Source organism: Vibrio sp. 10N.247.311.49 (assembly GCF_041467655.1).
In the GTDB taxonomy this organism is placed as follows: Bacteria; Pseudomonadota; Gammaproteobacteria; order Enterobacterales; family Vibrionaceae; genus Vibrio; species Vibrio crassostreae_C.
In genome coordinates, this window is sequence record NZ_JBFSVA010000016.1 from 54,289 (window position 1) to 67,807 (window position 13,519).

A 13,519-nucleotide genomic window follows, 5' to 3' on the forward strand; every position below is an offset into this window, starting at 1 on the left:
CTGTACAAAATGGTTCAATCGAACCGAAATAGATTCAATTGTCCTACAATAAGACGTATATTATTGCTAATTCCTTTCAATCAACTTGAAAAATAAGTGAGTTAGAATGAGCGACCAAAAATCTCTTGATGCAATCAGGAAGATGAAGCTGGAGAATGATACTTCAGCAGGTAATCTTGTAGACCTACTCCCTATCGAAGTCCAAACACGTGACTTCGACCTATCATTCCTAGACAACTTGAGCGAAGCACGTCCACGTCTTCTTGTTCAAGCAGATCAGTTAGAAGAATTCAAAGCGAAAGTGAAAGCTGATGAAGCTCACTGCATGTTTGATGATTTCTATAACAACTCGACAGTTAAGTTCCTTGAGACTGCTCCTTTCGAAGAGCCTCAAGCGTACCCAGCTGAGACGGTAGGTAAAGCTTCTCTATGGCGTCCTTACTGGCGTCAAATGTACGTTGATTGCCAAATGGCACTGAACGCGACACGTAACCTAGCAATTGCTGGTGTTGTGAAAGAAGACGAAGCGCTAATTGCTAAAGCAAAAGCTTGGACTCTAAAACTGTCTACGTACGATCCAGAAGGCGTGACTTCTCGTGGCTATAACGATGAAGCAGCTTTCCGTGTTATCGCGGCTATGGCTTGGGGTTACGACTGGCTACACGGTTACTTTACAGATGAAGAACGTCAGCAAGTTCAAGATGCTTTGATTGAGCGTCTAGACGAAATCATGCACCACCTGAAAGTGACGGTTGATCTATTGAACAACCCACTGAACAGCCACGGTGTTCGTTCTATCTCTTCTGCTATCATCCCAACGTGTATCGCGCTTTACCACGATCACCCGAAAGCAGGCGAGTACATTGCATACGCTCTAGAATACTACGCAGTACACTACCCACCATGGGGCGGTGTAGACGGCGGTTGGGCTGAAGGTCCTGACTACTGGAACACACAAACTGCATTCCTAGGCGAAGCATTCGATCTATTGAAAGCATACTGTGGCGTAGACATGTTCAACAAAACATTCTACGAAAACACAGGTGATTTCCCGCTTTACTGCATGCCTGTTCACTCTAAGCGCGCGAGCTTCTGTGACCAGTCTTCAATCGGTGATTTCCCAGGTCTAAAACTGGCTTACAACATCAAGCATTACGCAGGTGTCAACCAGAAGCCTGAGTATGTTTGGTACTACAACCAACTGAAAGGCCGTGATACTGAAGCACACACCAAATTCTACAACTTCGGTTGGTGGGACTTCGGTTACGATGATCTTCGCTTTAACTTCCTTTGGGATGCACCTGAAGAGAAAGCACCATCGAATGACCCACTGTTGAAAGTATTCCCAATCACGGGTTGGGCTGCATTCCACAACAAGATGACTGAGCGTGATAACCATATTCACATGGTATTCAAATGTTCTCCGTTTGGCTCAATCAGCCACTCTCACGGTGACCAAAACGCATTCACGTTGCATGCATTCGGTGAAACGCTAGCGTCAATCACTGGCTACTACGGTGGTTTCGGTGTTGATATGCACACGAAATGGCGTCGTCAAACGTTCTCTAAGAACCTTCCACTATTTGGCGGTAAAGGTCAGTATGGCGAGAACAAGAATACAGGCTACGAAAACCATCAAGATCGCTTCTGTATCGAAGCGGGCGGCAACATCTCTGATTTCGACACTGAATCTGATGTGAAGATGGTTGAAGGTGATGCGACAGCGTCTTACAAGTACTTCGTTCCTGAAATTGAATCTTACAAGCGTAAGGTCTGGTTTGTTCAAGGTAAAGTATTCGTAATGCAAGACAAGGCAACGCTTTCTGAAGAGAAAGACATGACTTGGCTAATGCATACAACTTTCGCAAACGACGTGGCAGACAAGTCTTTCACTATCCGTGGCGAAGTTGCGCACCTAGACGTAAACTTCATCAACGAGTCTGCTGATAACATCACGTCAGTTAAGAATGTTGAAGGTTTTGGCGAAGTTGACCCATACGAGTTCAAAGATCTTGAAATCCACCGTCACGTTGAAGTGGAATTCAAGCCATCGAAAGAGCACAACATCCTGACCCTTCTTGTTCCTAATAAGAACGAAGGCGAGCAAGTTGAAGTGTCTCACAAGCTTGAAGGTAACACGCTAATGCTAAATGTTGACGGTGAAACGGTTTCAATCGAACTGTAATTCGCTGAAGCAACAGAAGCTAGATATTAAAAACTCCGAGTGAAAGCTCGGATTTTTTTGTTTTGTTAGCTAGCAAGTTGGATACTCAGTTAAATTGTATTAGTTGGCAAAGTTGGGAACCCCATCAGGTTGAAACGAAACTAATTGGCTGAGAAATCAATCGCTTCTCGATGCCAAGTCAGTAGATCGAGGGCTAAACCTGGAAGTTGATATACACAAAGACTGTGTATGTACTTAGCCACTATTCTTAATGAAAGGTGCAGGAGTAGTATACGAGACCTATATTTATCGTTCTGTTAAAAGAATAGGGCGCCAACCCCTTTTTCGTAAAAACTGATATGACTTACTTCTGCGTGAACAGTCTAATCACTGGCTGAGTAGGGGAGTCGTGAACTATACATAGGTAAAGGCGTAGCTTGTGCTTACTAATCGTATGACATTTAACGTATGTTATTTCATCAATAGACGGTTTTTAAACTGGCAAATAGTTCCTGTAAGTACAAAGCGTGCCCCATATTTTCTCGTAAAGTGAACCCCCGTCACAACTTGCGTCTAAGCATTGAAGGATTACCCTAAAACTATTGCGTAACGAGAAAGACGTAGTTATTATAATGAGCATATAATCATACAATACTATATTTGGAGTTTGAACATGACTAAACCTGTAATCGGTTTCATTGGCCTAGGTCTTATGGGCGGCAACATGGTTGAAAACCTGCAAAAGCGCGGCTACCACGTAAACGTAATGGATCTAAGCGCTGAAGCTGTTGCTCGCGTTACAGATCGCGGCAACGCAACTGCATTCACTTCTGCTAAAGAACTAGCGGCTGCAAGTGATATCGTTCAGTTTTGTCTTACAACTTCTGCTGTTGTTGAAAAAATCGTTTACGGCGAAGACGGCGTTCTAGCTGGCATCAAAGAAGGCGCAGTATTAGTAGACTTCGGTACTTCTATCCCTGCTTCTACTAAGAAAATCGGCGCAGCTCTAGCTGAAAAAGGCGCGGGCATGATCGACGCACCTCTAGGCCGTACTCCGGCACACGCTAAAGATGGTCTTCTGAACATCATGGCTGCTGGCGACATGGAAACTTTCAACAAAGTTAAACCTGTTCTTGAAGAGCAAGGCGAAAACGTATTCCACCTAGGTGCTCTAGGTTCTGGTCACGTTACTAAGCTTGTAAACAACTTCATGGGTATGACGACTGTTGCGACTATGTCTCAAGCTTTCGCTGTTGCTCAACGCGCTGGTGTTGATGGCCAACAACTGTTTGACATCATGTCTGCAGGTCCATCTAACTCACCATTCATGCAATTCTGTAAGTTCTACGCAGTAGACGGCGAAGAGAAGCTAGGTTTCTCTGTTGCTAACGCTAACAAAGATCTTGGTTACTTCCTTGCTCTTTGTGAAGAGCTAGGTACTGAGTCTCTAATTGCTCAAGGTACTGCAACTAGCCTACAAGCTGCTGTTGACGCAGGAATGGGTAACAACGACGTACCAGTAATCTTCGACTACTTCGCTAAACTAGAGAAGTAATCGAAGTACGACCTCGCTAGGGTATTGCCTGTCTTTTTAGGCGGCGATACCTCAGCGAGGTTCGTTTTTATCTGCCATACCCAACCCTTTGTTCCCTCGTTAAACTCTTCTACTTCTACTTCTACTTCCTCAGCTACACCTACTCAAAACTCTGTTCAACTTTGTTACTGCCTCAATTCCTATTTTTGTTTCTATATCTATATCTATATCTATTTGTAAATTCAAAGCCTTCTAGCACCAACTCACTCACTTTTCCTCGCAAGCTTAAACCAGTGCACTTAACTGATTGTTGGCGATGGCTTAACACCGCTCGTATATCGGGTCTGAAAAGAAAGTAAAAAAAACCCACACAGCTGGTGACTGTATGGGCATGTTCGGACGAGCCGTCTGGAAAAACAAATGATCAATAGAAAGTGAAAAAACGAATAACGAGATCCCCCGACAGTTTCTACGTTAAACGAGTTCAATGACCTTAAAGCGGCTGCTTCAATTATCACTTTGAACTGAACAAAAGCATCCAGAAAGAACTTAAGTTATGATTCAAATACACCATAACTTAAGGCTTATTGTATTACAAATAAATTTTAAGATTGAATGCCTTGAGTGAATGGTTGGTTAGTGAAAATGTGACCTAAGGCTCACTTTCCTAGTCAGGTGACCGAAAGTGATATGAATAATTTGAGTGGAGGCATTATCGGCGAAGTTGTGAGGTAATCATCTGAAAGTTGATCATTTTTAATTGGTTAATTATTCCTTTCTAATCATGTTAAAAGTTCAAACTCATAAATGATACCTATGTCACAGGGTGATTTTAACCAGTTTTGATATGTCAAGATTGCTCACAGAAAGTGCAGTAAATTAAACATACAATATTAATTAAATTGATGGTTGTGACGATGGAACGGCATGAACAAGTTTTGCTTCCCGTATCTTCGAATATCTAAAAAATGACCATTTCATTCGGATAAAAATAATAGACATAGGTTGATATGGATTATGAGTTTTATGAATTCAAAATTGTCTCTAGGGTTTAAAGGAAAATTGATTTTAATGGTGGCGATCGTCAGTTCCAGTGCCTTGGCATTTACGAACTGGTTCACGCTTAACTTGGCGACTGATCAAGTAAACCAAACGATTTATAACGAGATTGATCACTCGTTAACGATAGAAATTAATCAGATTGAAAGCACCGTCCAGCGCACCATCGATACGGTCAATTCCGTTGCACAAGAGTTCATGAAATCCCCATACCAAGTACCAAACGAAGCGCTGATGCATTTTGCCGCTAAGCTCGGTGGTATTGACAAGATTGTAGTGGGTTTTGATGATGGTCGTTCTTACACTTCTCGTCCTTCAGAGTCTTTCCCAAACGGTGTTGGAATCAAAGAAAAATACAACCCAACGACTCGTCCTTGGTATCAACAAGCGAAATTGAAATCAGGTTTATCTTTTAGTGATCTGTTTTTCACCAAGAGTACTCAAGTACCTATGATTGGTGTGACTTACACCTATCAAGATCGCGTCATCATGGCAGACATTCGATTTGATGATTTGGAAACTCAGCTCAAACAGCTAGATAGCATCTACGAAGCCAAAGGTATCATCGTGGATGAGAGAGGGATGGTAATTGCATCCACAATAGAAAACGTGCTTCCACAGAGCAATATATCTTCTGCTGACGCCTTAATGAAACTCAATGAAGCTATTGAACAGCCTGACCAATTCATTGAGGGTGTGATTGATGGCAACCAGAGAATTTTGATGGCCAAGAAAGTGGATATTGGCAGCCAGAAAGAATGGTACATGATATCTAGTATCGATCCTGAACTCGCGCTCAATCAGTTGAATGGCGTGATGTCGAGTGCGCGTATCCTTATCGTGGCATGTGTGCTTGGCTCGGTGATATTGATGATTTTACTGCTGAATCGCTTCTACCGCCCAATCGTGTCACTGAGAAAAATCGTCCACGATCTATCTCAAGGTAACGGAGACCTGACTCAAAGGCTTGTTGAGAAGGGGAATGATGACTTAGGGCATATCGCCAAAGACATCAACTTGTTCATCATTGGTCTGCAAGAGATGGTTAAGGACGTCAAATTTAAGAACTCGGATCTCGATACTAAGGTACTGAGTATTCGTGAAGGTTGTAAAGAAACCAGCGATGTACTGAAAGTTCACACTGATGAAACGGTTCAAGTGGTCTCTGCAATTAACGGCTTATCTGAAGCATCAAACGAAGTCGAGAAGAGTTCTCAGTCGGCGGCAGAAGCAGCAAGAGAGGCCGCTGTGTTCAGTGATGAGACGAAACAAATTAACACCGTGACGGAAACCTATATCAGTGATCTTGAGAAGCAAGTCTGCACCACCTCTGATGATATTCGCTCAATGGCGAATGAAACGCAGAGCATCCAGTCTATCGTGTCTGTGATTGGAGGAATTGCGGAACAAACTAATTTGCTGGCATTGAATGCGTCAATTGAAGCGGCGAGAGCGGGTGAGCATGGCCGAGGTTTCGCGGTGGTTGCTGATGAAGTCCGTGCGTTAGCCAACCGAACTCAAATCAGTACTTCTGAAATTGATGAAGCGCTGTCTGGCTTGCAGTCTAAATCAGATGGTTTGGTTAAATCGATTGAGTTGACCAAAAGTAACTGTGAAATGACGCGTGCCCAAGTGGTTCAAGCGGTAAATATGTTGGCCAAGCTAACGGAACAGATGGAAACGGTAAGTCGTTTTAATAACGATATTTCGGGTTCGTCTGTTGAGCAGAACGCCCTTATTCAGAGCATTGCTAAGAACATGCATAAGATTGAAAGCTTTGTTGAGGAGCTTAATAAGCTAAGCCAAGATCAGTTGATTGAATCAGCAGAAATCAAAACACTTAACGGCAGCGTTAGTGACTTGATGAGCAGCTTTAAGGTTTAACTTTTCTAATATTTATATTTAAAAATCAACATACTAAGTTTAGTTGTTGATCTGAGAGCCACTCAATAGCTTGCGAGTTTAGAGTGGCCTTTCTGCGTTTTTCTTGAGTCTAACTCTACGCAATACTCATTCATCCCACTTCATTTGCCGCATCTCACATTCTGATAAATATATAATTGACATAAAATAGTACAAATATACATTGTCACTCTATTCTTATGGATAAGTGAGATAAATGTGAATAAGCCAATCTTCGTCGTAGTACTCGCTTCGCTTACGTATGGCTGCGGTGGAAGCAGCTCCAGTGACAGCAGTGATCCTTCCGATACCAATAACCCAGGAATGTCCGCTGGTGTTGTTGCTCCCTATGATATTACCAAGTATCAAAACATCCTTTCCAGCTCAGATCTTCAGGTCTCTGATCCTAATGGAGAGGAGGGCAATAAAACCTCTGAAGTCAAAGATGGTAACTTCGATGGTTATGTCAGTGATTATTTTTATGCTGATGAAGAGACGGAAAATCTTATCTTCAAAATGACGAACTACAAGATGCGCTCTGAAGTTCGTGAGGGAGAAAACTTCGATATCAACGAAGCGGGCGTAAGGCGCAGTCTGTATGCGGAAATAAGTTTGCCTGATATTGAGCATGCCATGGCGAGTTCTCCCGCTGATCATGATGAAGTGACGTTGCTGCAGATACACAATAAGGGGACTGATGAGAGTGGTACGGGTTATATCCCTCATCCGCTATTGCGTGTGGTTTGGGAGCAAGAACGAGATGGCCTCACAGGTCACTACTGGGCAGTCATGAAAAACAATGCCATTGATTGTAGCAGCGCTGCTGACTCTTCGGATTGTTATGCCACGTCATACAATCGCTACGATTTAGGTGAGGCGGAATTGGACAGTTTTACCAAATTTGATCTTTCTGTTTATGAGAACACACTGTCGCTCAAAGTGAATGATGAAGTAAAAGTGAATCAAGACATCGCTTACTGGCAGCATTTATTGAGCTACTTCAAAGCGGGTATCTATAACCAATTTGAGAATGGTGAAGCGATTGCTTACTATCAGGCGTTGAGATACACCACGACTCAAATCGATGGATCAAACGATTGGGACATTAATGATTGGAAGCTGACTATTCCACCGAGTAAGAATGATTGGTATGGAAGCGGTGGTGACAGTGCTGCTGAGTTAGAACCAGAACGTTGTGAATCGAGTAAAGATCTTCTTTCAAATGACAGCGATGTGTACGACAGTGATATTGATCTTTCTTACTTCAATACTGATGAAGGAAGAATGCACTTTAGAGCGGATATGGGATACGGCACCTCTACCCAAAACTCTAGCTATATTCGCTCTGAGCTCAGGGAGTTGTATCAAAGCAGTGTTCAACCGGATTGTAGCACCAGCGATGAAGATACAAGTTGGTATTTGGACGACACTAGAACGAACGCTACCAGTCACGAGTTAACCGCAAGCTTGCGAATTGAAGATTACCCGAACATCAACAATCAAGATCCAAAAGTGGTACTTGGACAAATCCATGGTTGGAAGATCAATCAAGCATTGGTGAAACTATTATGGGAAGGCGAGAGTAAGCCAGTAAGAGTGATACTGAACTCTGATTTTGAGCGCAACAACCAAGACTGTAATCATTGTGACCCGTTCAGTGTCGAGTTAGGGACTTATTCGGCAAGTGAAGAGTGGCGATATACGATTCGTGCCAATCAAGACGGTATCTACTTGGCGACTCATGATTTAGATGGAACCAACACCGTTTCTCATTTAATCCCTTGGGGACAAGATTACACAGATAAAGATGGGGACACGGTTTCGTTAACATCAGATTGGACATCGACAGACATCGCTTTCTATTTCAAAGCAGGCATCTATCCACAATTTAAGCCTGATAGCGACTATGCGGGTGAAGTGTTTGATGTGAGCTTTAGTTCTCTTAGAGCTGAACACTATTTGAATTAGCTAACGTTTGAGTAACAACAATGACTGCTTTAAAGACCATATTGATTCCTAACAATGTGGTCTTTTTTTAACTGCTGCGACACTGTTAAATGAGATGTTCTGAACGATAAATGCTCTGCTCGAGTGATGCACATTCTCACCATTACCGCTCGGATTTTTCGCCCTTGATAGCCCATTTCGCATTCTAAATTTTCATATGTTGTCTTTTATCAATAGGAAGTGTGATCCAGTTAAAGTATGGAAAAAGCGAAAAGTGTTCCCAGTCTCATTTATTCAACGAAGTGTTTTATTTGTATTATAAGATTACGTAATATTTTTGTGTTATCGCAAATACTGAGAGAGAAAACGCCTTATAGCTCGTGTTTGCCAATTTATCTTTCACTTACGAACGCTGTCTTTGTATTATAATAATGGATTAGATATGAAACAAATTACTCTAAAAACCTTACTCGCTTCTTCTATTTTACTTGCAGTTGGTTGTGCGAGCACGAGCACACCGACTGTTGATTTCCCAAATAACAAAGAAACTGGTGAAGCGCTTCTGACGCCAGTTGCTGTTGCCGCTAGTAGCCATGATGGTAACGGACCTGATCGTCTCATTGACCAAGACCTAACAACACGTTGGTCATCTGCGGGTGACGGTGAGTGGGCAACACTAGACTATGGTTCAGTACAAGAATTTGATGCGGTTCAAGCATCTTTCAGCAAAGGTAACGAGCGCCAGTCTAAATTTGATATTCAAGTAAGTGTCGATGGCGAAAACTGGACAACCGTACTTGAAAACCAACTGAGCTCAGGTAAAGCGATCGGCCTAGAGCGTTTCCAATTCGAGCCAGCAGTGCAAGCGCGCTACGTAAGATACGTTGGTCACGGTAACACCAAAAATGGTTGGAACAGTGTGACAGGGTTAGCAGCGGTTAACTGTAACATTAACGCTTGTCCCGCTAGCCATATCATTACTTCAGACGTAGTAGCTGCAGAAGCGGCAATGATCGCTGAAATGAAAGCAGTGGAAAAAGCACGTAAAGATGCGCGCAAAGATCTTCGTTCAGGTAACTTTGGTGTAGCAGCGGTTTACCCTTGTGAGACCTCAGTTGAATGTGACACACGCAGTGCACTGCCAGTTCCGACAGGCCTGCCAGCGACACCAGTTGCAGGTAACGCGCCAAGCGAAAACTTTGACATGACGCATTGGTACCTATCTCAACCATTCGACCATGACAAAAACGGTAAGCCTGATGATGTTTCTGAGTGGAACCTTGCAAACGGTTACCAACACCCAGAGATCTTCTACACAGCTGACGATGGTGGTCTAGTCTTCAAGTCTTACGTGAAAGGTGTTCGTACCTCTAAAAATACTAAGTATGCGCGTACAGAGCTTCGCGAAATGATGCGCCGTGGTGACCAGTCTATTAGCACTAAAGGTGTTAACAAGAACAACTGGGTATTCTCAAGCGCACCTGAGTCTGACTTAGAAGCTGCTGCTGGTATTGATGGCGTTTTAGAAGCAACGTTGAAAATCGATCACGCAACAACAACAGGTAATGCGAACGAAGTAGGCCGCTTTATCATTGGTCAGATTCACGATCAAAACGATGAACCAATTCGTTTGTACTACCGTAAACTGCCAAACCAAGCAACGGGTGCGGTTTACTTCGCACACGAAAGCCAAGATGCAACTAAAGAGGACTTCTACCCTCTAGTGGGCGACATGACGGCTGAAGTGGGTGACGATGGTATCGCACTTGGCGAAGTGTTCAGCTACCGTATTGACGTTAAAGGCAACACGATGACTGTAACGTTAATGCGTGAAGGCAAAGACGACGTTGTACAAGTGGTTGATATGAGCAACAGCGGTTACGACGTAGGCGGCAAGTACATGTACTTCAAAGCAGGTGTTTACAACCAAAACATCAGCGGCGACCTAGACGATTACTCACAAGCGACTTTCTACCAGCTAGACGTATCGCACGATCAATACCAAAAGTAATCTGATCGAATAACACTTATTATTTAAGTTATCGCAATAGCCTCCAGCCTTAGGGTTCGGAGGCTTTTTTGCCTCCTGTTGTTTGGGCTTAAGCGTATGATTTAATTGAGTCGGAGAAGGGTAGTTATCAGTTGCACAGAGTTTAAGACATTATCATTAAGCTCATTCAGTATTAACTTCAGTCATTATCAGTTTCAGTCACTATCCTTTCCCCAATCGCCGATCACCATTAACCTCAGTCATGATTAATCTCAGCTGATAACAGGTCATATTGGCTCTCATTCAAAGCTAAACAATGCCAATATTATTTTGGAATCGCCATAGCTAGAAAACTTCGACTTCGTTCTCAAGGTATGTACTAATGCGACGTCTACACATGAACGTATTGTTTTGCCTGGTCTACTAATAAGCGTTAGCTCGGCTGATTACTCCCGTTTTGTTCTTGAAACCGTCACTTTTGGGTTGTTTAGCAAGACTCTTAGCAACAGCCATAAATCGTGCTCTAACTCTTGCATAAATAGAAGGGCGGTTAGCCATCACTTTATTAGCGCCAATGCTTAATGAAATACTCAGGCGGGCTCAAGTCGATGATCAAACGCATCTAGTGCTCAAGGGGATACGCTTGAGGGTTAGTTGCTTGCAGGCCGTAAATACCTTGATTGTATGCTACGGTGATGCTGAATAATAATTTGTGGGTTGAGTGCAGAGCTGAGGGGTTTTGTTTATCTATGAAAGATACAGGGCTTTTGAGAGGGTTAAATAAGTTAGAGAGGCAAGGGGGCATTCGTTACTAGCAGCATCGGTGCTTATTCAACGCTGAAGCAAAGTTCCGCTGAGTCAGAGAGCTTAACTGAATCGCCAGTCTGCTTTTTATTCTTGAGCTAACAATAAAAAATCCCTATCAAATTACGTTGATAGGGATTTGTTTTATCTAGCAATCAAGTCAAACAGACTTTCTAGTGAGAACTAGAATAGGTCTGAATCTAGGTTGTCGAAGTAGGTGTATGTCCCTTTTGAACCATTGTCACCAGTGTATAGCGCAATAGCGGTCGGGGAACCACCTGCACTTTCAGCTTTTAACCCAGTGTAGTCTGTTCCATCAACATTGACGGTAATGTCTGTATCTACCCATGAAATGGTCACATCTACCCATGTGTCTTTTGAGTATGAAGCAAGGTCAACTTGGCTGCCTGATTCGTTGCGGAATTTAATCATACTAGATGTAAATACAACTTCAGTGAAGCGACCACTAGATGATGCATCGTTATTAGAACCTAAGAAAATGTATGATGCTTTTACATAGCCATCGCTAGGGATGTATACAGATGTAGAAACAGAGCCAGTTTCTGCTGCGCCACTAGCAAAGTCGCGGCCAACGATAGCTTTGTTATTATCAGTGGTTGAGTCCGCACCATCTTCAATTCGTAAAGAGTTAGAACCCGACTTGGCAAAGTCACTACTGATCACTGCTGTATTTAAAACCCCATCAACACCTTTTGTCTGGTACGCAGGGTTAGCCACATCGATCTGCGTACCTACAGTATAAGAATCGAAGTTGTCTGTTACTTCGCCGGGCTCTGGATCTGGATCTGGTTCAGGTTCTGGCTCAGTACTACCGCCATCCACAACAACAGTCGCTTCCGCAGTATTGTTGTTATACGGATTGCCTGACAAAAGTTGCCCATTCGGATAGTTATTAAAGTTATCTTCAAATACTAACTCGTCAGTAGTCGTGTCATTTGAATAAACTTTAAAGTTATCAGCGTTCAATTCGTAATGTGTTGTGTTGGAAGTATCACCAAGCTTCAATGACACGATAGTAACGGCAGCTTTGTCGAAAGCCTCAAAACCGTTGCCGCTATTGTCGTATACAGTGTCATTGACTTTGAATGTGTAGTAACCGCTCGCCCAACTGATTTCAACCGCGAGATCTTCACCTAAAGTGTAAGTGCCTACAGGCTCATCAGGAATTTGAGGTTTACCGCTACTATCGGTAACCGTGGAACGGTAGAAAATTTCTCCAGCATTAAAAATAACTTCGCCGTGTAAATTAGTGTTAGAAGTACCAGAAGCGTAGAGACTAATATAAGCGTTGTTACCTGAACCATTCGCTTCTTGCTCGGTGTCTTCATCTACTTGGTAGATTAAGTCAACGGTTACCTTTCCTGATGCGATACTGTCTACTGTTGCCCCTGTGCTGCTGTCAGACAATTTCAAACGTAGTTCACCCACATCATTCTTTACACCGCCATTGTTGGTGTCCAAGATTTGAACGTAGCCATTGATACCATTTGCTTTATTGGCTTCACTGATAGCTTCTTGTACGGCGTCAGTCGCAGTTTGGTCTGAACCAGAGTAGTCTATGCCAGTGGTGTTATCTGAAATATTCAGAGCACCAGCGTCATCGAAAGAAAAAACACCATCTAGAATTTCGATCGTTGATGTGCCTGTTTCATAATATGTGAAAGAGACCGTACCGGCTTCTTCATCATAATTATTAGTAGAAGCACTTGCATCTTTAATCGTGTAAGTACCTAAGTCATCATCATCGTCATAGTATTTATGATTGCCATCTTCTTGGAAAACATAAACATTTGGTAGATCAGCATTTGATGACGCGGATATTGAAGCGGAGTTACCATCACTGATTTGCCAGTAACCCGTAGTTAATGCTGAAGGTTGGTTACCTGGATCAGTAGAACCATCGGTCGGGATAGGTAAACCATCACTGTTACAACCGAATAATAAACCTGTCGAAAGAGCAACAGCTGTAGCGACTTTAGAAATCTGCATAAAATATTCTCTTTATGATATTAAATCCATATGTAAATCACATAAGAAGTAGATAATGAATAGTCGTTAAATATTTATTAGGATGAAACTAACGTTAATTAGAACATCC

At 42.7% G+C, this 13,519-nt stretch carries 6 protein-coding genes; 5 read left to right on the plus strand and 1 reads right to left on the minus strand.

Going from position 1 to position 13,519, the window contains the following annotated elements:
- Positions 1-106 precede the first annotated feature (106 nt).
- From AB6E54_RS15660 to AB6E54_RS15680, 5 genes are all read left to right on the plus strand, one after another.
- Positions 107-2,185, plus strand: a complete 2,079-nt coding sequence (locus AB6E54_RS15660; protein WP_102394655.1) for a DUF4962 domain-containing protein — start codon at positions 107-109, stop codon at positions 2,183-2,185.
- A gap of 652 nt (positions 2,186-2,837) precedes the next feature.
- Entirely contained in the window at positions 2,838-3,719 is an 882-nt protein-coding gene (locus AB6E54_RS15665; protein WP_004733521.1) for an NAD(P)-dependent oxidoreductase, read from the plus strand.
- A gap of 1,050 nt (positions 3,720-4,769) precedes the next feature.
- Positions 4,770-6,641 (plus strand): methyl-accepting chemotaxis protein, encoded by a 1,872-nt coding sequence (locus AB6E54_RS15670; protein WP_372106171.1) that lies wholly within the window; start codon positions 4,770-4,772, stop codon positions 6,639-6,641.
- Between the two features lie 237 nt (positions 6,642-6,878).
- Entirely contained in the window at positions 6,879-8,627 is a 1,749-nt protein-coding gene (locus AB6E54_RS15675) for a polysaccharide lyase family 7 protein (protein WP_372106157.1), read from the plus strand.
- A 421-nt stretch (positions 8,628-9,048) separates the two neighbouring features.
- The gene (locus AB6E54_RS15680; protein ID WP_102332120.1) at positions 9,049-10,617 is read left to right on the plus strand and encodes a polysaccharide lyase family 7 protein; all 1,569 of its coding nucleotides are present in this window, start codon (positions 9,049-9,051) and stop codon (positions 10,615-10,617) included.
- Between the two features lie 966 nt (positions 10,618-11,583).
- Here the strand turns inward: AB6E54_RS15680 and AB6E54_RS15685 are convergent.
- A complete protein-coding gene (locus AB6E54_RS15685) occupies positions 11,584-13,410 on the minus strand; it encodes a hypothetical protein (RefSeq protein ID WP_372106158.1) in 1,827 nt (608 codons plus the stop codon).
- Between the last annotated feature and the right edge of the window lie 109 nt (positions 13,411-13,519).

Bases quoted from the DNA above. Each gene is read 5' to 3' on its own strand.
- AB6E54_RS15680 (WP_102332120.1), top strand. From the start codon at position 9,049: ATGAAACAAATTACTCTAAAAACCTTACTCGCTTCTTCTATTTTACTT.
- AB6E54_RS15685 (WP_372106158.1), bottom strand. From the start codon at position 13,410: ATGCAGATTTCTAAAGTCGCTACAGCTGTTGCTCTTTCGACAGGTTTA.
- AB6E54_RS15670 (WP_372106171.1), top strand. From the start codon at position 4,770: ATGGTGGCGATCGTCAGTTCCAGTGCCTTGGCATTTACGAACTGGTTC.
- AB6E54_RS15665 (WP_004733521.1), top strand. From the start codon at position 2,838: ATGACTAAACCTGTAATCGGTTTCATTGGCCTAGGTCTTATGGGCGGC.
- AB6E54_RS15660 (WP_102394655.1), top strand. From the start codon at position 107: ATGAGCGACCAAAAATCTCTTGATGCAATCAGGAAGATGAAGCTGGAG.